At 68.5% G+C, this 21,167-nt stretch carries 21 protein-coding genes and 1 riboswitch; of the genes, 12 read left to right on the forward strand and 9 right to left on the reverse strand.

Translation table 11 applies throughout. The features are described 5' to 3' along the window. Window positions 1-50 precede the first annotated feature (50 nt). The gene (gene asnB / locus ABIA65_RS28285) at window positions 51-2,003 is read left to right on the forward strand and encodes an asparagine synthase (glutamine-hydrolyzing) (RefSeq protein ID WP_354525608.1); all 1,953 of its coding nucleotides are present in this window, start codon (window positions 51-53) and stop codon (window positions 2,001-2,003) included. A 46-nt stretch (window positions 2,004-2,049) separates the two neighbouring features. Here asnB and ABIA65_RS28290 read toward each other — a convergent pair whose 3' ends face one another. Continuing rightward, the gene (locus tag ABIA65_RS28290; protein WP_241404712.1) at window positions 2,050-3,024 is read right to left on the reverse strand and encodes a carbohydrate kinase family protein; all 975 of its coding nucleotides are present in this window, start codon (window positions 3,022-3,024) and stop codon (window positions 2,050-2,052) included. A gap of 216 nt (window positions 3,025-3,240) precedes the next feature. On the opposite strand from ABIA65_RS28290, the gene ABIA65_RS28295 reads away from it, so the two are divergent. After that, window positions 3,241-3,777, forward strand: coding sequence for an Rv0361 family membrane protein (locus ABIA65_RS28295; RefSeq protein WP_241404711.1), 537 nt, complete (start codon window positions 3,241-3,243; stop codon window positions 3,775-3,777). Window positions 3,778-3,815: 38 nt separating this feature from the next. On the opposite strand, the gene ABIA65_RS28300 is transcribed toward ABIA65_RS28295, so the two are convergent. Both ABIA65_RS28300 and ABIA65_RS28305 read right to left on the reverse strand, forming a co-directional pair. Continuing rightward, complete coding sequence (locus ABIA65_RS28300; protein WP_241404710.1) at window positions 3,816-4,178, reverse strand: iron-sulfur cluster assembly accessory protein; 363 nt, start codon at window positions 4,176-4,178, stop codon at window positions 3,816-3,818. Window positions 4,179-4,248: 70 nt separating this feature from the next. Further along, entirely contained in the window at window positions 4,249-5,313 is a 1,065-nt protein-coding gene (locus tag ABIA65_RS28305; RefSeq protein WP_241404709.1) for a glycerate kinase family protein, read from the reverse strand. Between the two features lie 104 nt (window positions 5,314-5,417). On the opposite strand from ABIA65_RS28305, the gene ABIA65_RS28310 reads away from it, so the two are divergent. The 4 genes from ABIA65_RS28310 to ABIA65_RS28325 are packed head-to-tail and all read left to right on the forward strand — an operon-like array spanning window position 5,418 to window position 8,453. Continuing rightward, entirely contained in the window at window positions 5,418-6,104 is a 687-nt protein-coding gene (locus tag ABIA65_RS28310) for a DUF3043 domain-containing protein (protein ID WP_241404708.1), read from the forward strand. Between the two features lie 5 nt (window positions 6,105-6,109). Beyond that, window positions 6,110-6,646 carry a bifunctional adenosylcobinamide kinase/adenosylcobinamide-phosphate guanylyltransferase gene (locus tag ABIA65_RS28315; RefSeq protein WP_241404707.1) on the forward strand — a complete coding sequence of 179 codons (537 nt, stop codon included), beginning with the start codon at window positions 6,110-6,112 and terminating at the stop codon, window positions 6,644-6,646. Next, complete coding sequence (cobT, locus tag ABIA65_RS28320; RefSeq protein WP_354525609.1) at window positions 6,643-7,731, forward strand: nicotinate-nucleotide--dimethylbenzimidazole phosphoribosyltransferase; 1,089 nt, start codon at window positions 6,643-6,645, stop codon at window positions 7,729-7,731. The genes ABIA65_RS28315 and cobT overlap by 4 nt, the downstream gene beginning before the upstream one ends. Further along, window positions 7,728-8,453, forward strand: coding sequence for an adenosylcobinamide-GDP ribazoletransferase (locus tag ABIA65_RS28325; protein ID WP_354525610.1), 726 nt, complete (start codon window positions 7,728-7,730; stop codon window positions 8,451-8,453). Before cobT ends, ABIA65_RS28325 begins: the two co-directional genes overlap by 4 nt. Before the next feature lie 4 nt (window positions 8,454-8,457). On the opposite strand, the gene ABIA65_RS28330 is transcribed toward ABIA65_RS28325, so the two are convergent. The 3 genes from ABIA65_RS28330 to gcvT all read right to left on the reverse strand — a co-directional run bounded on the left by ABIA65_RS28330 (window position 8,458) and on the right by gcvT (window position 11,085). Next, window positions 8,458-8,775, reverse strand: coding sequence for a DMT family transporter (locus ABIA65_RS28330; RefSeq protein WP_354525611.1), 318 nt, complete (start codon window positions 8,773-8,775; stop codon window positions 8,458-8,460). A gap of 12 nt (window positions 8,776-8,787) precedes the next feature. Beyond that, window positions 8,788-8,851, reverse strand: a riboswitch (guanidine-III (ykkC-III) riboswitch). 7 nt (window positions 8,852-8,858) lie between these two features. After that, window positions 8,859-9,965, reverse strand: a complete 1,107-nt coding sequence (locus ABIA65_RS28335) for a branched-chain amino acid aminotransferase (protein WP_354525612.1) — start codon at window positions 9,963-9,965, stop codon at window positions 8,859-8,861. Between the two features lie 22 nt (window positions 9,966-9,987). Next, window positions 9,988-11,085 (reverse strand): glycine cleavage system aminomethyltransferase GcvT, encoded by a 1,098-nt coding sequence (gene gcvT, locus ABIA65_RS28340; RefSeq protein ID WP_354525613.1) that lies wholly within the window; start codon window positions 11,083-11,085, stop codon window positions 9,988-9,990. Window positions 11,086-11,151: 66 nt separating this feature from the next. On the opposite strand from gcvT, the gene ABIA65_RS28345 reads away from it, so the two are divergent. Then, window positions 11,152-12,684 carry a leucyl aminopeptidase gene (locus ABIA65_RS28345; protein ID WP_502919628.1) on the forward strand — a complete coding sequence of 511 codons (1,533 nt, stop codon included), beginning with the start codon at window positions 11,152-11,154 and terminating at the stop codon, window positions 12,682-12,684. A gap of 48 nt (window positions 12,685-12,732) precedes the next feature. Here ABIA65_RS28345 and ABIA65_RS28350 read toward each other — a convergent pair whose 3' ends face one another. Together ABIA65_RS28350 and ABIA65_RS28355 are read right to left on the reverse strand one after the other, a co-directional pair. Further along, entirely contained in the window at window positions 12,733-14,499 is a 1,767-nt protein-coding gene (locus ABIA65_RS28350) for an SDR family oxidoreductase (protein WP_354525615.1), read from the reverse strand. A 97-nt stretch (window positions 14,500-14,596) separates the two neighbouring features. Beyond that, window positions 14,597-14,944, reverse strand: a complete 348-nt coding sequence (locus ABIA65_RS28355; RefSeq protein ID WP_354525616.1) for an oxidoreductase — start codon at window positions 14,942-14,944, stop codon at window positions 14,597-14,599. 170 nt (window positions 14,945-15,114) lie between these two features. Here ABIA65_RS28355 and sucB point away from each other — a divergent pair, with 170 nt between their 5' ends. Genes sucB through ABIA65_RS28380 form a run of 5 tightly spaced genes read left to right on the forward strand, consistent with a single transcriptional unit; the run spans window position 15,115 to window position 20,218 of the window. Then, on the forward strand, window positions 15,115-16,878 hold the full coding sequence (sucB, locus tag ABIA65_RS28360; protein ID WP_354525617.1) for a 2-oxoglutarate dehydrogenase, E2 component, dihydrolipoamide succinyltransferase: 1,764 nt from the start codon (window positions 15,115-15,117) through the stop codon (window positions 16,876-16,878). Between the two features lie 15 nt (window positions 16,879-16,893). Beyond that, window positions 16,894-17,802, forward strand: a complete 909-nt coding sequence (locus ABIA65_RS28365) for a TIGR01777 family oxidoreductase (RefSeq protein ID WP_241404697.1) — start codon at window positions 16,894-16,896, stop codon at window positions 17,800-17,802. Between the two features lie 17 nt (window positions 17,803-17,819). Beyond that, the gene (lipB, locus tag ABIA65_RS28370; RefSeq protein ID WP_354525618.1) at window positions 17,820-18,497 is read left to right on the forward strand and encodes a lipoyl(octanoyl) transferase LipB; all 678 of its coding nucleotides are present in this window, start codon (window positions 17,820-17,822) and stop codon (window positions 18,495-18,497) included. Further along, window positions 18,494-19,432 carry a lipoyl synthase gene (lipA, locus tag ABIA65_RS28375; RefSeq protein ID WP_241404695.1) on the forward strand — a complete coding sequence of 313 codons (939 nt, stop codon included), beginning with the start codon at window positions 18,494-18,496 and terminating at the stop codon, window positions 19,430-19,432. The genes lipB and lipA overlap by 4 nt, the downstream gene beginning before the upstream one ends. 30 nt (window positions 19,433-19,462) lie before the next feature. Then, window positions 19,463-20,218 (forward strand): DUF4191 domain-containing protein, encoded by a 756-nt coding sequence (locus tag ABIA65_RS28380; protein WP_354525619.1) that lies wholly within the window; start codon window positions 19,463-19,465, stop codon window positions 20,216-20,218. A 15-nt stretch (window positions 20,219-20,233) separates the two neighbouring features. On the opposite strand, the gene ABIA65_RS28385 is transcribed toward ABIA65_RS28380, so the two are convergent. Continuing rightward, entirely contained in the window at window positions 20,234-21,040 is an 807-nt protein-coding gene (locus ABIA65_RS28385) for a helix-turn-helix domain-containing protein (RefSeq protein WP_354525620.1), read from the reverse strand. Between the last annotated feature and the right edge of the window lie 127 nt (window positions 21,041-21,167).

Here is a 21,167-nt window from a genome sequence, read left to right on the forward strand (position 1 = left end):
GTGCGCGGGTGCGCGTCTCAACGCAGCGCGCCATTGGGCATACTTGCGCCGTGTGCGGACTGCTGGCCTTCCTGACCGATCCGTCCGCTGACATCGCCTCTGGGCTGGTCGAAGCGGTTTCCGGTGCATCGCATCTGATGCGCCATCGAGGGCCGGACGAGCCCGGAACGTGGACCGACGACGACGCGTCCCCGAGTGTCGTCCTGGGTTTCAATCGGCTGTCGATCATCGACATCGCGCACAGCCACCAGCCGCTGCGGTGGGGTCCGCCGGAGTCCCCCGACCGCTACGTGTTGGTTTTCAACGGCGAGATCTACAACTATCTCGAACTGCGCGAGGAACTGACCGCCACACACGGAGCCACGTTCGCCACCGACGGTGACGGTGAGGCGATCGTCGCGGCGTACCACCACTGGGGTCCGGCCGCGGCGCTCGGCCGGCTCCGGGGCATGTTCGCGTTCGCGGTGTGGGACACGGTGGCACGCGAGTTGTTCTGCGCCCGTGACCCGTTCGGGATCAAGCCGCTTTTCATGGCAACCGGGCCCGGCGGGACGGTGGTGGGCAGCGAGAAGAAGTCGCTCCTGGACCTCGCGCCCATCGCCGGACTCGACCTGGGCATCGACGACCGCGCCGTGCAGCACTACACCGTGCTGCAGTACGTACCGGAACCCGAGACGCTGCACCGGGGTATCCGCCGGCTGGAATCGGGCTGCTACGCGCGGATCCGGCCGGGTGAGGCTCCCGAGGTGACGCGGTACTTCAGGCCGCGGTTCGCAGCCAAGGCCTTTGCGCCCTCAGGTGACGACGCGCAGGCTCGCTATGACGAGATCACCGCAGTCCTCGAGGACTCCGTCGCCAAGCACATGCGGGCGGACGTCACCGTCGGCGCATTCCTGTCCGGCGGCATCGATTCGACGGCGATCGCGGCGCTGGCCATGCGGCACAACCCGCGTCTGATCACGTTCACCACCGGCTTCGAACGCGAGGGCTTCTCGGAGGTCGATGTCGCGGCGGCCTCCGCCGAGGCGATCGGCGCACGGCATGTCACAAAGGTCGTCAGCCAGGCCGAGTTCGTCGCTGCCCTGCCAGAGATCGTCTGGTACCTCGACGAGCCCGTCGCGGATCCCGCCCTGGTGCCGTTGTTCTTCATCGCCAGGGAGGCGCGCAAGCACGTCAAGGTCGTGCTATCCGGCGAGGGCGCCGACGAATTGTTCGGCGGGTACACCATTTACCGGGAACCGTTGTCGCTGAAGGCCTTCGACTACCTCCCCCGACCGGTGCGCCGCTCGCTGGGCAAAGCGTCACGCCCGCTGCCCGAGGGGATGCGCGGAAAGAGCCTGTTGCACCGGGGGTCGCTGACGCTCGAGGAGCGCTACTACGGCAACGCCCGCAGCTTCTCTGACGATCAGCTGCGCGCGACGCTGCCCGGGTTTCGACCGGAGTGGACGCACACCGATGTCACCGCGCCGCTGTATGCGGAGTCCGAGGGCTGGGATCCGGTCGCGCGGATGCAGCACATCGACCTGTTCACCTGGTTGCGCGGCGACATCCTGGTCAAGGCCGACAAGATGACGATGGCGAACTCACTGGAACTGCGTGTGCCGTTCCTGGACCCCGAGGTCTTCGCTGTGGCGTCCAGGCTGCCGTTCGACCAGAAGATCACCAGGGCCACCACCAAGTTCGCGTTGCGCCGCGCCCTGGAGCCGATCGTGCCCGCGCACGTCCTCAACCGGGCGAAGCTGGGTTTCCCGGTCCCGATCCGGCATTGGTTGCGTGCCGGCGAACTGCTCGACTGGGCGTATGCCACCGTCGCGTCGTCACAGGCCGGTGACCTCGTTGACATCGCGGCCGTGCGCCGCATGCTCGACGAACATCGTGCCGGTGCCAGCGATCACAGTCGGCGACTGTGGACGGTGCTGATCTTCATGCTCTGGCATGCGATATTCGTCGAGCACAGCGTGACCCCGCAGATCGGGGAGCCGCACTACCCCGTGCAGCTGTAGGCAACCACGGCGAGCCGTGGATCAGGCAACCACGGCGAGCCGTGAATCAAGCAAGCGCGGCGGTGATCTCCGCGCCTGCCTCGGCGCCGTAGGCGTCGGTGATGCGCGTCATCGCGGTTTCCTTGTCCCAGGTCCACTCCTGCGGACCGGGCGCCTCGAACACGAGCACCGCCACGAGGGACGCCAGCTGCGCGGAACGCTCCAGCGACAACCCCGCGCTACGACCGGTGAGGAAGCCGGCACGGAACGCGTCGCCAATACCGGTGGGATCGGCCTGGTGCAGCTCGGGCACCACGCCCACGTGGATCGAGGTGCCGTCCTTGGACACGAGGTCGACGCCCTTGGGGCCCAATGTGGTGATGCGCAGACCGATCTGGCTCATCACCTCGTCCTCCGAGAGGCCCGACTTCTGCAGCAGGAGATCCCACTCGTAGTCGTTGGTGAACAGGTAGGTGGCGCCGCCGATGAGCCTGCGGATCTCCTCACCGGACAACCGTGCCAGCTGCTGCGAGGGGTCTGCGGCGAACGCGATCCCGAGCTCGCGGCACTCCTCGGTGTGCAGGAACATCGTCTCGGGGTCATTGGCGCCCACGATCACCAGTTCCGGTGCGCCCGTGCGGTTCACAAGGTTAGCGAGCTTGATATTGCGGGCCTCCGACATGGCGCCGGGGTAGAACGACGCGATCTGCGCCATGTCCTCGTCGGTGGTGCACACGAACCGCGCGGTGTAGGCGGTGTCCGAGATCAGCACGTCATCACAGTTGACGCCGTGCGATGTCAGCCACTCCCGGTAGTCATCGAAGTCCTTGCCCGCCGCGCCGACGAGTGAGGCGTCGCCACCCAGCAGACCTATCGCGTACGCCATGTTGCCTGCGACCCCGCCACGGTGCACCACGAGATCGTCGACCAGGAAGCTCAGCGACACCTTCTGCAGATGATCGGCCAGCAACTGTTCGGAGAACTTTCCTGGGAATCGCATCAGATGGTCAGTTGCGATCGACCCGGTCACCACAATGGTCACGAAAGCACTCCTCGTTTTCATTAAGTCGTTTGCTCAAAGTGAAGCGGGACCCGCCCAGGCATTTGGTTTCACCATCAGTGCAGGTCGATGCGATAGCCTAACAACGACATGGCCGGCCCATACCCTTACCCCGATTCGTCTCCCCAGCAGCCCTTTCCGCCGCAAGGTGGGAGTTACGGGCCAGCTTCCTCCTACCCGGGCGCGTACCCGGACCAGGTGCCGTCGCCCTATCCGGGCGCGCTCCCACCACCGGTTCCCTACCCGAAACCGCGGCGACGAAAGCCTCTTCTCATCGCCGGGATCGCGATCCTGTCGGTAGCGGTGATCGCTGCGGTGGTGGCGGCCCTGGTGGCCTTCGTCGGCCAGGAGGAGGCGACCGACGCCACGGTGACCCCGGCGCGCGCACAGACGGCCATTCAGGAGTACATGGATGCTCTGAGCCGCGGCGACACCGAAGTGGTCGCGCGCAATGCGTCCTGCGGCCTGTTCGAGGAGATCAAGGACCGTAAGGCCGATATGTCGCTGGCCAAGCTCGCCAGCGATGCGTTCCGCCGCCAGTACAAGAGTGCTGAGGTGACCTCAATCGACAAGGTCGTCACCTGGTCACCGAATCAGGCGCAGGTGCTGTTCACGATGCAAGTTCAACCCGCGCGTGCGCAGGGTCAGGCCGAGCGGCAGGGCGTCGCGCAGATCCTGACGCTGGACGACGAACTGTTGATCTGTTCGTACCTGCCCCGCACCGGCCAGTTCTAGCCTGGCTGCGCCCGGCCCCCGGGCGCAGCCTCAGGCCGTCAGTTGAACGAGTCGCCGCAGGCGCAGGACCCGGTCGCGTTGGGGTTGTCGATGGTGAAGCCCTGCTTCTCGATGGTGTCGACGAAGTCGATGACGGCACCCTGGATGTAGGGCGCGCTCATCCGGTCGACGGTCAGGCCCACACCGTCGAAGTCGGTGGTCAGGTCGCCGTCGAGGGTCCTGTCGTCGAAGAAGAGGTTGTAGCGGAGGCCGGCGCAGCCGCCCGGCTGAACCGCGATGCGCAACGCGAGGTCATCGCGCCCCTCCTGATCGAGCAGTGACTTCGCCTTGGCCGCCGCCGCATCTGTCAGGGTCGCGCCATGTGTGGTGACCTCGGTCGCCGGTTCTTGCTGAACAGTCATTGGTTCTCCCTGTGCATACTCATGCTTCAGACACCTCAACGGTACCTTGCCGGGCCGCTATTCCCGACTCTCAACTCCACGAGGCGGCGGTCTGGCAGGCCAGGCCCCTCAGCTGGTTGGCGGCGTCGTCGATGGCCACCTGCACCGAACCGGCGAAGTCGACGATCGAGTGGGCCGCCGTGATCCCCGCGGCACCCAACGCGTCGTCATCGAGGGTGACCTGGCCGGCCAGCACCAGCACGCGCGTATCGCCCGCCGCGCTGGCCGCCAGCGCGCTGACCACCTTTCCGTGCAGCGACTGGTCATCGAAGCGGCCCTCACCGGTGATGATGAGGTCGGCTCCGGCCACATCGTCGGCCAACCCGGTGAAGTCGGCGATCACCGCGGCACCGGCTTCGCGCCTGCCGCCCAGCGCCAGCAGTGCAGCACCGATACCGCCCGCCGCACCCGCGCCGGGTTCGCCGGCGACGTCACGGCCGGCCAGCGCCGTCAACTCGGCGGCCCATTGCGTCAGCCTGTCCTCAAGGACGGCGACGGTGTCCCGATCAGCACCCTTCTGCGGGCCGAACACCGCGGCCGCGCCCGTGGGTCCCAGCAGCGGGTGCTCGACATCGGTGGCGGCGATCACCTCGATTCCGGCCAGTTGGTTGGCTGCCGGGCCCAGCCCGCCGAGTGCGTCGACGAGGCCGCGACCGCCGTCGGTGCATCCGCTGCCGCCCAGGCCGATGACGAGGCGGCGGGCCCCGGCGGCGATAGCGGCGGCGATGAGCTGGCCCACTCCCCTGCTGTGCGCGGAAAGCGCGGTCGACACGTTGGGTGGGCCACCGAGCAGCGCGAGACCGCAGGCCTGCGCGCACTCGATGTAGGCCGTGCCGGTGTCACCGTCCAGAACCCACTGGGCGGTCACGTCCTCGGCCAGTGGACCACTCACCCGTGTGGTGTGCAGCTCGCCGAGTCTGCTGGCCAGCACGTCGACGAAACCGGGACCGCCGTCGGATTGGGGCGCCAGGGTGAGGTGATCGGATCCGCGGGCCGAACCCCAGCCGGCCGCGATCGCCTCGGCCGCATCGACGGCGGTGAGGGTGTCGCCGAAGCAGTCGGGTGCGATGAGCACACGCAGCCGGGGACCCGTCATTCACAGCAGCCTAGGTCTCCACCTGTTCGGGTGCATTTCAGGCGATGACCGGCTCCGACCGGCGGGATGACGGGAGCGCTCACGGCTGACGTAATCTGGGTGCCGTGAAACTGCTGGGCCGCAAGAAGGAAACCTCCCAACCCGAGGAGTCGGTTTCGGCCGACGAATCCGTCGATCAGTCGGTCGATCAGAACACCGCTTCGGACGTGCGGACGACGGCCCCCAAGGGCCGGCCCACCCCGAAGCGCAGCGATGCCGCCCGCAAGCGCGGACCCGTGGCGCCTGCTCCGATGACCTCCGCCGAGGCCCGCAAGCGTCGCAAGGAGCTGGGCGGCCCCAAGTTGTCCAAGGAGGAGCGTCGCGCCGACAAGTCAGCACGGCGTGCCGAGATGACCGAGCGCCGCGCCAAGATGATGTCCGGCGAAGAGGGCTATCTGCTTCCCCGCGACAAGGGGCCGGTGCGCCGCTACGCCCGCGACATCGTGGACGCCCGCCGCAACGTGCTCGGCCTGTTCATGCCCGCCGCGCTCGGACTGATCTTCGTGATGCTGGCCGTTCCGTCCGTCGAGGTGCAGCGCCTGCTGTCGCCGGCGATGCTCGTGTTGGTGCTGATCATGGTGATCGACGGATTCTTCGTCGGCCGCCGGGTCAACAAGCTGGTCAACGCCAAGTTCCCGGACAACATCGAGAGCGGTTGGAAGCTCGGCTTCTACGCTGCCAGCCGTGCCTCGCAGCTGCGCCGCATGCGGGCGCCGCGCCCTCAGGTCGAACGCGGCGCGAAGATCGCCTGACCGCAGTGCGGGTTCTCGTGCTCGGCGGTATCCGTTCGGGCAAGTCGGCGTGGGCCGAGTCGGCGATCGCGCAGGCGTCCGCCGAGGGAGGCGTGCGGTATCTGGCCACCGGTGGCAGCGATTCCGACGATGCGGACTGGTCCGTTCGCGTGGCAGCGCACCGGCAGCGTCGTCCATCGCACTGGTCGACCGTCGAAAGCCCGGACGTCGCAGCACATCTGCGCGCCGATTCCACCACCGCGACGATCGTCGACGATATGGGCGGCTGGCTGGTCGCCGCGCTGGACCGCCGCGACGCGTGGACTGGTGGCCAGGATGCGATCACCGGTGACGTGGACGACCTCCTCGACGCCGTCGACGGTTTCGCGGCGCCACTGGCGCTGGTCAGCCCCGAGGTCGGTCTCACCGTGGTGTCCTCGACGGAGTCGGGCCGCCTGTTCACCGACGCGCTGGGAACCTTGAACCAGCGCCTGGCTCAGCTGTGCGAACGCGTCGTGCTCGTCGTCGCCGGTCAAGCGGTCACCGTAAAGGAGCCAACATGACCGACACCCCCGAAAACCCGGAAAACCCCGACTTCCCCACCGTCATCGCACCGGACACGGAGGCCGAGGCCGCGGCGCGTGCCCGCCAGGACACACTCACCAAGCCGCCCGGCGCGCTCGGCCGCCTCGAGGATCTCTCGGTGTGGGTGTCGGCGTGCCAGGGCCAGTGCCCGCCGCACCAGTTCGACAGGGCCCGCGTGGTGGTGTTCGCCGGCGATCACGGCGTGACCGCCGCGGGCGTCTCGGCGTTCCCGTCCGAGGTCACGGCGCAGATGGTGGCGAACTTCGCCGCGGGCGGCGCTGCCATCAACGTGCTGGCCGAGGTCGCCGGCGCCGGGGTGCGGGTCGTGGACATCGCCGTCGACACCGAGGCGCCGCTGTCGGCATCGATCGGCGCGCACCGGATTCGGCGTGGCAGCGGCAATGTCGCCGTCGAGGACGCGCTGTCCGTCGAGGAGGTCATCGCGGCAGTTCAGGCCGGCCGCGACATCGCAGACGAAGAGGTCGACGGCGGCGCCGACCTTCTGATCGCCGGTGACATGGGAATCGGGAACACCACGGCCGCAACGGCGTTGATCGCGGCACTGACCGACACCGAACCGGTCGTCGTGGTCGGTCGCGGAACCGGCATCGACGACGCCGGCTGGGCGCGCAAGACCGCGGCCGTCCGCGATGCCCTCTACCGTGCACGGTCGTCATACACCGATCCGGTTGCGCTGCTTCGAATCTGCGGTGGTGCCGACCTTGCCGCGATGGCGGGCTTCTGCGCGCAGGCGGCGATCCGCCGCACACCGCTTCTCCTCGACGGTGTCGTGGTGACCGCGGCCGCCCTCGCCGCGGACCGCATGGCGCCGGGGGCGAAGCAGTGGTGGCAGGCCGGTCACCGGTCCACCGAACCCGCGCACATCCTCGCGCTGCAGCGGCTGGGACTGGATCCGATCGTCGACCTCGGGATGCGCCTCGGCGAGGGCACCGGTGCGACCGTGGCCCTGACCGTGCTGCGGGCCGCGGTGGCGACCCTGGCATCGATGGCCACGTTCGGCGAGGCCCAGGTGACCGACCGCGTGGCCGACCCCGCGCCGTGATCGGTTCGCTCACGTCGGCACTCGCGTTCGCCACGGTGCTGCCAGTTCGCACGCGCCGACCGTTCGGCCGGGGTGCGCTCACCGTTCTGCCGGTGGTGGGCATCGCACTCGGCGCCCTGGCGGCGGGCGTGACGTGGGCCGCGGCCAGGGGGTTCGACGAGGGCACCCCGCTGACGGGCGTGCTGGCTGTGGCCGTGCTGCTGATCATCACCCGCGGCCTGCATATCGACGGTCTCGCAGACACGGCGGACGGGCTGGGCTGCTACGGCCCGCCGGACCGTGCGCGCGCCGTGATGCGCGACGGACCGGCCGGACCGTTCGCGGTCGCGGCGGTCACCGTGGTGATCGTGGTGCAGGGCCTCACGTTCTCCATATCGGGGCTGCTCGCGATCGTGGTGGCGGTGACCGCCGGCCGGGTGGCGGTGGTACTGGCCTGCCGACGCTCAGTGCCCGCCGCACCGGGCAGCGCGTCGGGTTCTGGCGTCGCGGGCACCCAACCGTGGTGGGTGGTGGCGGCCTGGGTCGCCCTGGTCACCGCGGCGGCCGTGTTCGCCACCCCTCGGCCATGGCAGGGCCCGGTCGCCGTGCTGGTGGCGCTCGCTCTGGCCGCGGCACTCGTCGCGCACTGCGTGCGCCGGTTCGGTGGGATCACCGGGGATGTGCTGGGTGCGGCCCTCGAGTTGACGACGACCGTTGCGGCGCTGGGGATGGCGATCGGCTGACACGTCAGCCGTGCAGCACCTTGAGCCCGATCGCGGCCGCGACGATCACCCCGATGAGAAACACCTTGGCCACCGAAACCGACTCGTCACCTGTGGCGAACGAGTAGACCGCGGTCAGCGTCGCGCCGATGCCCACCCAGATGACATAGCTCGTAGCGGTCGGCAGTTCGCGCATGGCGTAGGCCAGCCCGCCCATCGATACGACGAGCGCCGGGAAGAACACCAGCGACGGCGCGAGCCTGGTGAAGCCCTCCGACTTGCCCAAAGCCACCGCCCACACGGCTTCGAAGGCGCCCGAGACGACCAGAATGACCCAAGACATGACACACCTCTCCACGCGCCGTCTTGTCGCTGGCCGGGTACGGTGCCGCTCGTCCGGTGTCCGATGAGGACACCCCATTCTACCTAGCCGAGGCGGGTCATCCATTCGTGGGTGTCAGCGAACGTCCCACGCTGAATGCCGGTGAGTGTGTCGCGAAGGGCCATCGTGACCTCACCCGGCTGGCCATCGGCGATGGTGAACTCGCCGTCGCCGGACTTGACGTGTGAGACCGGGGTGATGACGGCGGCGGTGCCACAGGCGAACACCTCAGTGATCTCGCCCGCGGAGGCCTTCTTCTGCCACTCCTCGACATCGATCTTGCGCTCCTCGACGGCGTACCCGGCGTCGGTTGCCAACTGCAGCAACGAGTCCCGGGTGATACCGGGGAGCAACGATCCGCTCAGCTCGGGTGTCACCAGCCGGGCCGAGCCACCGCTGCCGAAGACGAAGAACAGGTTCATCCCGCCCATCTCCTCGACGTAGCGGCGTTCGATGGCATCGAGCCACACGACCTGATCGCAGCCCTGTTCGGCGGCCTCAGCCTGCGCCAGCAGCGAGGCCGCGTAGTTGCCGCCGAACTTCGCCGCGCCGGTGCCACCGGGGCTGGCCCGCACGTACTCCGTCGACAGCCAGACCGACACCGGCTTGATGCCGCCCTTGAAGTAGGCGCCGGCCGGCGAGCCGATCACCATGTAGCGGTACTCGGTGGCGGGCCGCACGCCCAGGCCGGGCTCGGTGGCGAAGATGAACGGCCGCAGATACAGCGACGCCTCGCCCCCGGCCGCGGGGACCCAGTCGGCGTCCACGGCGATCAGCTGGCGCAGCGACTCCAGGAACACCTCGTCGGGCAGCTCGGGAATGGCCAGCCGGCGCGCCGAGCGGCCCAGTCGGGCGGCGTTGGCGTCGGGCCGGAACGACACGATCGATCCGTCGGCCCAGCGGTAGGCCTTGAGTCCCTCGAAGACCTCCTGCGCGTAGTGCAGGACGATCGCCGACGGGTCCAGCTCGATGGGGCCATACGGCACCACCTTGGCGTCATGCCAGCCGCGTCCCTCGGTGTAGTCGATCGACACCATGTGATCGGTGTGGAACCGACCGAAACCGGGATCGGAGAGGATGTCGGCGCGCACCTCGTCACTTGCCGGATTCGTACTGCGGGCAAGCGAGAACTCAAGAGGGCCGTCGGTCATATCGGAATTGTATAACTCGCCTCTATCGAGTTTTCGCCTCCACGAAGGGTGGTGCGACGACCTCGCATTCGAGCCTTTTCCCGCGGACGTCGACCGCCACCGTCTGGCCGTCGGCGACCCCGGCGTCGCTGTCGATGAGCGCCAGCGCGATACCGAGTTTGAGTGTTGGCGAGAATGTCCCCGACGTCGTCACGCCGATGGTCCTGTCGCCATCCAGCACGGTCATATCGGCGCGCAGCACCCCACGCCCGAGGGCCCGCAGTCCGCGCAGCACTCGCCGCGGCCCCGCCTCCTTCTCGGCGAGCAGGGCGTCGCGCCCCCAGAACGCCGGCTTCTTCCAGCCGATCGCCCAGCCGCATCGCGCCTGTACGGGCGATATCTCCAGCGACAGCTCATGACCGTGCAGCGGGTAGCCCATCTCGGTTCGCAGTGTGTCGCGGGCGCCGAGGCCGGCGAGCTCGCCACCCGCGGACTTCACCGCAGAGACCAGCGCGTCGAACACGACACCGGCCCGGTCCCACTCCGGAAGGAGTTCGTAACCGTGCTCGCCGGTGTAACCGGTGCGGCACACCCGCACCGGCACCCCGTCGAACTCGGCGTCGGCGTAGGCCATGTAGTCCATATCGGTGGGCAGGCCGAGCGCACCGACCACCTCAGCGGACTTGGGTCCCTGCACCGCCAGCACCGCATGGGATCGGTGCTGGTCAGTGATGGTCAGCCCGGCCGGGGCCTTGTCCTTCAGCGCTGCCACGACGGCGGCGGTGTTGGCCGCGTTGGGCACCAGGAACACTTCGTCATAGGACACGTAGTAGGCGATCAGGTCGTCGATAACGCCACCGGATTCGTTGCAGCACAACGTGTACTGCGCCTTGCCCGCACCGATTCGGTTCAGGTCGTTGGTGAATGCGGAGTTGACGTAGGCGGCGGCCCCCTTGCCGACGACCAGCGCCTTGCCGAGATGGCTGACGTCGAAGAGGCCGACGGCGTTACGGGTCGCGTTGTGCTCGGCGACGGTGCCGGCGTAGCTCACCGGCATCAGCCAGCCCCCGAACTCGGCGAAGCTCGCGCCAAGCGCTCGATGGCGGTCTACCAGTGGGCCCTGCAGCAGGTTGTCACTCACGCCGCAAGGTTAATCCCGGTCGCTCCGCCGTCCCCAGGCTGGCCGCACTGGTTAGGGTTGACCACTGTGAGTACCAGTCCCGGTTACCAGTCCCCCGTCGTCAACGTCGCCACCAGCCTGCCCAAGCGCGGTACGGGCTCGGCGGTGCTGATAGTCCCCGTGGTGAACGGCGATGACGAGTCCGACGCAAGCGTCAAGGTCGTCGCGAACCCGTTCCTCGACGCGGAGGCGGTCGGTGAGATCGAGGTCGCGCTACGGGCGCTCGGCGCCAAGGCCGGCACCGAACAGGTCACCCGCATCGTGGTGCCGTCGCTGCCGGTGGCCAGCGTGTTGACCGTCGGCCTGGGCAAGGCACGCGACGAGTGGCCGCAGGACCTGATCCGTCGGGCCGCAGGCGCGGCCGCCCGCTCGCTGTCGGGCACGGAGACCGTCATCACCACCCTGTCCGATCTCGACGTGGCCGCCGCAGTCGAGGGACTGATTCTCGGCGCCTACCGGTTCACCGACTTCCGCAGCGACAAGACGGCGCCGAAGGAGCCCGGGCTCGCCAAGATCACCGCGCTGTCCACGGCCAAGGACGCGAAGACTCAGGCGGCGCGCGGCACCGATATCGCCACGGCGGTGGCCACCGCCCGCGATCTGGTCAACACCCCGCCCAGCCACCTCTTCCCCGAGGAGTTCGCCAAGCGGGCAAGGGCTTTGGGTGAGGCCGTCGGCCTCGAGGTCGAGATCCTCGATGAGAAGGCTCTGGAGAAGGGCGGATACGGCGGCATCGTCGGCGTGGGCAAGGGATCATCTCGCGGCCCGCGCCTCGTCCGGCTCATCCACCGCGGATCGAAGCTTGCGGCCAAGAAGAAGAAGGCGAAGACGGTTGCGCTGGTGGGCAAGGGCATCACCTTCGACACGGGTGGTATCTCGATCAAGCCCGCGGCCAACATGCATCACATGACCTCCGATATGGGCGGTGCCGCCGCGGTCGTCGCGACCGTCGTGCTCGCGGCCAAGCAGAACGTCCCCGTCGACGTGATCGCCACCGTGCCGATGGCCGAGAACATGCCGTCGGCGACGGCGCAGCGCCCCGGCGACGTGCTGACCCAGTACGGCGGCATCACCGTGGAGGTGCTCAACACCGACGCCGAGGGCCGCGTGATCCTGGCCGACGCGATCGTGCGGGCGTGTGAGGACCAACCCGACTACCTGATCGAGACGTCGACGCTGACGGGCGCGCAGACGGTGGCCCTGGGCGCGCGGACGCCGGGTGTCATGGGCAGCGACGAGTTCCGGGACCGCGTGGCCGCGCTGTCGCAGCAGGTGGGCGAGAACGCCTGGCCGATGCCGCTGCCCGAGGAACTCAAGGACGACCTCAAGTCCACGGTGGCCGATCTGGCCAACGTCAGTTCGTCGCGCTACGCAGGCATGCTGGTCGCCGGGGTCTACCTGCGCGAGTTCGTGGCGGATGGAGTGCAGTGGGCGCATCTCGACGTCGCCGCGCCGGCCTACAACACCGGCGGGCCGTGGGGCTACACCGGCAAGGGCGGCACCGGGGTGCCGACGCGGACGATGTTCGCCGCCATCGAGGACATCGCCGCGAGCGGCTAATCGGGCACGGCCGCGAGCGGCTAATCGAGCAGGGCCGCGAGCAGCTAGCTACAGGACCTTGCCGCGGGCGGTGCTGCGCATCACCTGCGGCAGGGCGTGCGCGACGCCGTACAACAGGTAGGCCTCCGGGGTGACCGGGCGTATCGGCTTGTTCTTCTTGACCGCCGCGATGATCGCCTTGGCCACCTTGTCGGGGCCGTAGCGCCGTGCCTTGAAGCCTCGTTGAATCTGCGCGCGGCGCGCCTCGACCGCGCCCTGCCTGCCTGCGGGCACGTCGAAGCGCGTGGTGTTGATGATGTCGGTGTCGATCACTCCGGGGCACACCGTCGTCAAACCGATTCCGGCGGAATCGAGTTCGGCACGCAGACAGTCGGAGAACATGTACACCGCGGCCTTGCTGGTCGCGTACGCGTTCATCGACTGCATCGGCGCGTAGGCGGCCATGGAGGCCACGTTGACGATGTGCCCGCCGGTGCCACGGTCGACCATCCGGTCGGCGAAGGCGCGGCAACCGTTGACGACGCCACCGAAGTTGATGTCGAGCACGCGGTCGTACTCGTCGGCCGGGGTGTCAAGGAAGTTGCCGGCCTGGCCCACGCCTGCGTTGTTCACCACCACATCGGGCACACCGTGGGTGGCACACACCTGCTCGGCGAAGCGGTTCACCGCCGCGGCGTCGGCGACGTCGAGGCGGTAGGCGTGCGCGGTGCCGCCCGTAGCGGCGATCTGCGCGACGGTGGCGGCCGCCGCGTCCTCGTTGACGTCACTGACCACGACCTCGGCACCCTCGGCGGCGAAGGCCAGCGCGGTGGCGCGACCGATTCCGCTGCCTGCCCCGGTCACCGAGACGAGCGTGTCGCCAAAGTCCCGGCGAGGCCGGCCCACCTGGGCGCGCAGCAGGCCGCGGGTTGGCTCCGCACCGCCCAGGAATTCGACGAGTTCGGTGACGGATTGCGCCACCACCTGCGGGTGTGAGAACACCGACCAGTGACCGGCTTTCACCTCACGACGCCACAGCCGCGAGACCCACTTGCCGGTCTCGTCGTAGACGTGGTGGCGGACAAAGGGATCGCGGGTGTTGACGATGATCTGGACCGGCACGTCGACGTGATGGTCCCTGCGCGCGCGGGCCAGCGATCGGAAGTAGTTGGCCGGGTACACCTTCATGCTGCGCACGGCGTCGGTGGCGAGCGCGTCCGAATGGTGAATCTGGTCGGCGGGGATGCCGTCACGCCTCTGCAGGATTGCCCGCATGACGCGCGGCAGGAATACGCGCGTCAGCGCGGGCGCCACGACCGGCACCGAGTTTGCGCCCATGTACGTCAGGCGAACCAGACAGCTCAGTGAGCGCAGGAACCGCGGGAGCCGGTACGGCTGCTTGAGGCCATCCATGACATAGCGGTTCAGGTGGTCAGCACTGGGGCCGGACAGGGATGTGAACGAGGCCACCCGGTCGCCAGCGCCGGTGCGCGCCAAGTACTCCCACACACCCGCCGATCCCCAGTCGTGTGCCAGCACGTGGACGGCGACCCCGGGCGAGACAGCGTCGATCACCGCGGCGAGGTCGTCGGCGTACCGGGACATGGTGTACGCGGACACCTTCCTGGGCACCGATGATCTCCCCACGCCGCGGTTGTCGTAGCGGATGATCCGGAAGCGGTCGGCCAGCATGGGCACCACGCCGTTCCACAGCACGTGGGAGTCCGGCCACCCGTGTACGAGTACGAGCGTGGGCCCCTCGGGATTGCCCTCTTCATAGATGGCAATCCGTTCGCCATCCGCGCTGTGCACGAAGCGCTCACCGGTCGACGTCATCAGGCTCCCCGTCATTGTCGCGTCCCAAAGTAACCGGTACCGCCGGTACCGAATGGGTCGACCATGCCCGTATCTGCGCGGGCATGTCAAGAACGCTCTACTCGAGCGCCTTGCGGGCCTCGCGCTGGCGTTCGATGCGCCTGCGCGCGTCGAAGTCGCGCATCCGCTGGGGGTAGCCGACCTTCTGGACGTCGTAGACGGGGATGTTCAGCTGGCCGCTGAGGCGCCGCGCACCCGCGTCACCGCCTGCCCGGCGTCGGGTCCACTCGCCATCCGCCGCCACAAGCACCACCGTGACGTCGGTGACGGTGGTCTGGGGCTCGACGAAGGCCTCGACACCCTGGTGCGTGCTGACCCAGTCTTGGAGGTACTGGAGATCGGCGGCGGGGTCGGCGCTACCGGCACGCCGGGGGCCGCGACGGCGGAATCTGGAGAACAGCCCCAATTCGACCCGGCTCCTTCTACTCGTCGCGGCAGTTCGGCCTCAACGCCTTACCCGATAGTGCCAGAGGGCCGCACTGCTAGGTCTGCGACGACCCCCGCGCCCGGACGTGACAGGATGGACACCGCGACAATTCGGCCCGGCAGAGCAACCGTTCGAGGGAGTCAATAGACATGGCCATCTCCGTCCAGATGCCCGCACTCGGTGAGAGCGTTACCGAGGGGACAGTCACGCGATGGCTGAAGCAGGAGGGCGACACCGTCGCAGTCGACGAGCCCCTACTCGAGGTCTCGACGGACAAGGTGGACACCGAGATCCCGTCCCCCGTCGCCGGTGTGCTGACCAAGATCATCGCCCACGAGGACGACACGGTCGAGGTCGGCGGCGACCTCGGGTTGATCGGCGAGGCCGGGGAGTCCGGCGAGGATTCCTCCGGTGCTGATGCGCAGCCCGCCGCGCAGGAGCCAGAAGCCGAACCCGAGCCCGAGCCGGAACCCGAGCCACAGGCAGCACAAGAGCCGGCCCCCGAGCCCGCGAAGTCGGCACCCGCCGCCTCCAGCAGCGCTGCGACGTCGGTGAAGATGCCCGAACTCGGCGAGTCCGTCACCGAGGGAACGGTGACCCGCTGGCTCAAGAAGGTCGGCGACAGCGTCGAGGTCGACGAGCCGTTGGTGGAGGTCTCCACCGACAAGGTCGACACCGAGATCCCCTCGCCGGTGGCGGGCACCCTGGTGTCAATCACCGCCGAGGAGGATGACGTCGTCGCCGTCGGCGGCGAACTGGGCAAGGTCGGCTCCGCGGACGCGGCGCCAGAACCCGAGCAGGAGCCGGAGCCCACACCAGCGCCGAAGACCGAGCCCAAGCCCAAGCCCGAACCCAAGGCTGAGCCCGCGCCGGAACCCAAGCCCGAGCCGAAGCCGGAACCCAAGCCGGAACCGAAGCCCGAGCCCACGCCGCAGCGCGCGGCTCCTGCCGCGGAGGCGCCCGCATCGGATGCGAGCCCGTATGTGACACCGCTGGTGCGCAAACTGGCCACGGAGCACAACGTCGATCTCGGATCGGTGAAGGGCACCGGTGTCGGTGGCCGCATCCGCAAGCAGGACGTCCTGGCTGCAGCGGAGGCCGCCAAGGCGCCCGCTCCCGCCGCGGCGCCTGCCGCTGCCGCCAAGCCGGCTGCCGCGGCACCGGCCACTCCGGCCCCCGCGCTGGCTCACTTGCGCGGCACCACGCAGAAGGCCACCCGGATTCGCCAGATCACGGCGAAGAAGACGCGTGAATCCCTGCAGACGACAGCACAATTGACGCAGACCCATGAGGTCGACCTGACCAAGATCGTGGCACTGCGTGCGCGAGCCAAGGCCAGCTTCTCCGAGCGCGAGGGCGTCAACCTGACGTTCCTGCCGTTCTTCGCCGTCGCGGTGGTCGATGCCCTCAAGGCGCATCCGAACGTCAACGCGAGCTACAACGAGGACACCAAGGAGATCACCTACTTCGACGCCGAGCATCTCGGTTTCGCGGTGGACACCGAGCAGGGTCTGCTCTCCCCCGTCGTGCACAACGCAGGCGACCTGTCGCTGGGCGGGTTGGCCCGCGCGATCGCCGACATCGCGGCCCGCGCCCGGTCTGGCAACCTGCGGCCCGACGAGCTGTCCGGTGGCACGTTCACCATCACCAACATCGGCAGCCAGGGCGCTCTGTTCGACACCCCGATCCTGGTGCCGCCGCAAGCGGCGATGCTGGGCACCGGCGCCATCGTCAAGCGCCCGCGGGTCGTCGTCGACGACAACGGCAACGAGTCGATCGGTGTGCGGTCGGTGTGCTACCTGCCGCTGACCTACGACCATCGCCTCATCGACGGTGCCGATGCCGGTCGCTTCCTGACGACCATCAAACGTCGCCTCGAAGAGGGAGCGTTCGAGGCAGACCTCGGTCTGTAGGAGGCGCACGCCACCGTGACCAACGCCGTCATCGCGATCGCGGGTTCCTCGGGTCTGATCGGCTCGGCCTTGACCTCGGCGCTGCGCGCGGGAGACCACCGCGTGCTGCGGATCGTGCGGCGGCCACCGTCGCACCCGGATGACGTGTTCTGGAATCCGGACACCGGCGAGTGCGATCCGAGCACCCTGCGTGGCGTCGACGCCGTCGTGAATCTGTGCGGCGTCAATGTGGGGGCCAAGCGATGGTCGGGCGCGTTCAAGCAGAGCCTGCGCGACAGCCGCATCGGTCCGACCGAGGTGTTGGCCAACGCGATAGCCGATGCGGACGTCCCGGTGCTGATCAACGCCAGCGCGGTCGGCTACTACGGCGACACGCGTGATCGCGTCGTCGATGAGACCGCGCCCGCGGGCACTGGCTTCCTGGCCGGACTGTGCGAGGACTGGGAGGCGGCGACGGCCGCGGCGCAGCAGTCAGGTGCCCGGGTCGTGCTGGCCCGCACCGGGTTGGTGCTGGGGCCCTCCGGTGGGGTGCTGAATCGTCTCAAGCCACTGTTCTCGCTCGGACTGGGCGCACGGCTGGGCAACGGTCGCCAGTACATGCCGTGGATCAGCCTCGAGGACGAGGTGCGGGCCCTGCTGTTCGTGATCGCGCACGCCGACGTGTCGGGGCCGGTGAACCTGACCGGCCCGGCGCCGGTGACCAACGCCGAGTTCACGTCCGCGCTTGGCCGCGCCGTGAACCGACCCTCGGCGTTGCTGGTGCCCGGATTCGCGTTGCGCACCGTGCTGGGCGAGTTCGCCGACGAGGGTCTGCTGGGCGGCCAGCGGGCCATCCCCGCCGCGCTCGAACGCGCCGGATTCGAGTTCCATCACAACACCATCGGCGAAGCGCTGGCGTACGGCACGGCGCCCAACTACGGCTGACAGGTAGCGTCAAGGACATGGTGGCAACGTCGGTGCGGTCCTCTTCGGCGGCTGTGGAGGTTCGCCATCTCGGCACCCTCGACTACCAAGATGCGTGGCAGATGCAGCGCGAAGTGGCCGAGGCCCGGATCGCGGGCGGACCCGACACCCTGCTGCTGCTCGAGCATCCGCCCGTCTACACCGCGGGCAAGCGCACCGAGCCGCACGAACGGCCGGTGGACGGCACCCCGGTGATCGACACCGACCGTGGCGGCAAGATCACCTGGCACGGCCCGGGCCAGCTGGTCGGCTATCCGATCATCGGCTTGACCGAACCTCTGGATGTGGTGAACTTCGTTCGGCGGCTGGAGGATTCGCTGATCAGCGTGTGCGCCTCACTCGGTCTTGAGACCGGACGGATCGACGGCCGATCGGGGGTGTGGGTGCCCGGCGACGGTCGACGACCGGCTCGCAAGATCGCCGCGATCGGCATTCGGGTCGCGCGGGCGACGACGCTGCACGGCTTCGCGCTGAACTGTGACTGCACGCTGGACGGCTACGGCGCGATCGTGCCGTGCGGCATAGCCGATGCGGGTGTCACGTCCCTGACGGCTGAACTCGGCCGCCGCGTCACCACCGATGACGTCGCCGAACGGGTGGCCGCGGCAGTCTGCGACGCGCTGGACGGCCGGACGACGCTAGCATCATTGTCGTGAGCGTCGACCCGGGAACCCGCAAACTACTTCGTCTCGAGGTCCGGAACGCCGAGACCCCCATCGAGCGCAAGCCGCCGTGGATCAAGACCCGCTTGAAGACCGGACCGGAGTACACCGAACTCAAGGCCCTGGTGAAACGTGAGGGTCTGCACACGGTGTGCGAGGAAGCCGGCTGCCCCAACATCTACGAGTGCTGGGAGGACCGCGAGGCCACCTTCCTCATCGGCGGCGAACAGTGCACCCGACGATGCGACTTCTGCCAGATCGACACGGGCAAGCCCTCCGAACTGGACCGCGACGAGCCGCGGCGCGTCGCCGAGAGCGTCGCGACGATGGGCCTGCGCTACTCGACCGTGACCGGCGTGGCCCGCGACGATCTCCCCGACGGCGGCGCCTGGTTGTACGCCGAGACCGTCCGCCAGATCAAGGCGCTCAACCCGAACACGGGTGTCGAGCTGCTGATCCCCGACTTCAACGGCATCCCCGAACAGCTCGAGACCGTGTTCGAGACGCGTCCGGAGGTGCTGGCGCACAACGTCGAAACGGTGCCACGCATCTTCAAGCGCATCCGTCCAGCGTTCCGCTACCAGCGCAGCATGGATGTCATCACGGCCGCGCGTGACTACGGGCTGGTCACCAAGAGCAACCTGATCCTGGGCATGGGCGAGACACCCGAGGAGGTCCGCACCGCGCTCGACGACCTCCATCGCGCCGGCTGCGACATCGTCACCATCACGCAGTACCTGCGCCCGTCCGCGCGCCATCACCCCGTCGAGCGGTGGGTCAAGCCCGAGGAGTTCGTCGAGCACGCCGCCTATGCCGAGGGCATCGGATTCGCTGGCGTGCTGGCCGGTCCGCTGGTCCGCTCGTCGTACCGCGCAGGCCGGCTGTACGCGCAGGCCGAGCGGCTGCGGACCAGCCCGCCCGTTTCCTGATTCGCCCACCCGCACCCGTATCCTGGTCCCATGGCGAAAACTCGCAACCCCGCCGCTGTGAAGGCCGCCAAGGCCGAGGCGAAGGCCACCCGTAAGGCGGCCTCAAAGCAGCGCCGCAGTCAGTTGTGGCAGGCGTTCCAGATTCAGCGCAAGGAGGACAAGCGCCTCCTTCCGTACATGGTCGGCGCATTCGTGCTGATAGTCGCGGCAGCGGTGACCGCGGGCGTCCTCAGCGGCAGCACCTTCACGATGGTGACGCTGATCCCGCTCGGCATCGTGCTCGGCGCCCTGGTCGCATTCATCGTCTTCGGCAGGCGGGCGCAGAAGTCGGTCTACCGCAAGGCGGAGGGACAGACCGGCGCCGCGGCGTGGGCGTTGGACAACCTGCGCGGTAAGTGGCGTGTCACTCCCGGCGTCGCCGCGACCGGCCATTTCGACGCGGTGCACCGGGTGATCGGCCGACCGGGCGTGATCTTCGTCGGTGAGGGCGCCGCAGTGCGGGTCAAACCGCTTCTCGCCCAGGAGAAGAAGCGCACCGCCCGACTGATCGGCGACACCCCGATCTATGACTTCGTGGTCGGTAACGGCGAGGGCGAGGTGCCGCTGTCCAAGCTGGAGCGCCACCTGACCAAGCTTCCCGCCAACATCACCGTCAAGCAGATGGACGCGCTGGAGTCCAAGCTCGTTGCGCTGGGGTCGCGGATCGGACCCGCCGCGATGCCCAAGGGACCAATGCCCGGCAACGCCAAGATGCGCGGCGTGCAGCGCACAGTGCGTCGCAAGTAGCACGGGCGAGCCCCCTCAGGCCGATGGGCGAAGAGCCGCCAGCGCCCGTGCTGACGCGCTGTCGGGTGCGGCGCGATAGATCAACAGGTGCTGTCCGCCGGTGTGCGGAACGCTGAGTCTGGTGGGTTGGAGATGAAGATCGCCAACGACGGGATGCCGCATGTGGACAACGCCTCGGCGATACCCCACGTCCGCGCGTGCCCAGAGTTCGCGGAACCGTTCGCTGCCCGCCGACATCTCCTCGATCAGTGCGTGCAGCCGGGGATCGTCCAGATCGCTGCCCGCCACTTCGCGTAGACCGCTCACCGCGACTTCAGTCGCTTCCTCCCAGTCGACGAAGAACTCACGGGCGGCCGGTGCCAACAGCCGCCACCGTAGGAAGTTCGCACCGGGTGTGAAACCCGGTGACAACGCGCAGGCGATCGGGTTCGCGGCCAGCACATCCTGGTACCGGTTGGCCACGATCGCCGGCATCGAGAACTGATCGATCAGTTCATCCAGATCGTCGGCCACCGCGTCGACCCCGATGTCGGGCGCACGACCGGGTGCCCTCACCAGCTGATGCAGATGCGCGGTGGCGTTGGCGTCGAGTCGCAGGGCACGCGCCAGCGCATCGAGGACTTGTGCGGATGGATGCCTGTCACGCCCCTGCTCGAGCCGCAGATAGTAGTCCGCGCTGATACCGGCGAGCAGTGCCAGCTCCTCACGGCGCAATCCCGGTACGCGCCGCCGCGCAGAGGCCTCCAGCCCGACGGTCTCGGGGCGAAGTTGTTCGCGGCGCGCACGAAGGTACTCCCCCAGCGCGCTGACCCTCTGTGCCACCGACAGATCGTAAGACTGTCCCTGCCAGTACCAGGGTCACTACGGCTTCCCCGGATAGTCGCGCGCAGGAATTCACGACGCTCGCGACACGCTCATGGTGGATATAGCCATCAGCTCATCCCACATG

It is taken from the genome of Mycolicibacterium sp. 624 (assembly GCF_040548615.1).
Taxonomy (GTDB): Bacteria; Actinomycetota; Actinomycetes; order Mycobacteriales; family Mycobacteriaceae; genus Mycobacterium.

Excerpts from the sequence above, each read along its gene's own strand:
- ABIA65_RS28305 (WP_241404709.1), bottom strand. The coding sequence starts at position 5,313 with ATGACGGGTCCCCGGCTGCGTGTGCTCATCGCACCCGACTGCTTCGGC.
- ABIA65_RS28300 (WP_241404710.1), bottom strand. The coding sequence starts at position 4,178 with ATGACTGTTCAGCAAGAACCGGCGACCGAGGTCACCACACATGGCGCG.
- ABIA65_RS28380 (WP_354525619.1), top strand. The coding sequence starts at position 19,463 with ATGGCGAAAACTCGCAACCCCGCCGCTGTGAAGGCCGCCAAGGCCGAG.
- lipB (WP_354525618.1), top strand. The coding sequence starts at position 17,820 with ATGGTGGCAACGTCGGTGCGGTCCTCTTCGGCGGCTGTGGAGGTTCGC.
- ABIA65_RS28350 (WP_354525615.1), bottom strand. The coding sequence starts at position 14,499 with ATGACGTCGACCGGTGAGCGCTTCGTGCACAGCGCGGATGGCGAACGG.
- ABIA65_RS28330 (WP_354525611.1), bottom strand. The coding sequence starts at position 8,775 with ATGTCTTGGGTCATTCTGGTCGTCTCGGGCGCCTTCGAAGCCGTGTGG.
- sucB (WP_354525617.1), top strand. The coding sequence starts at position 15,115 with ATGGCCATCTCCGTCCAGATGCCCGCACTCGGTGAGAGCGTTACCGAG.
- cobT (WP_354525609.1), top strand. The coding sequence starts at position 6,643 with ATGACCGACACCCCCGAAAACCCGGAAAACCCCGACTTCCCCACCGTC.
- ABIA65_RS28335 (WP_354525612.1), bottom strand. The coding sequence starts at position 9,965 with ATGACCGACGGCCCTCTTGAGTTCTCGCTTGCCCGCAGTACGAATCCG.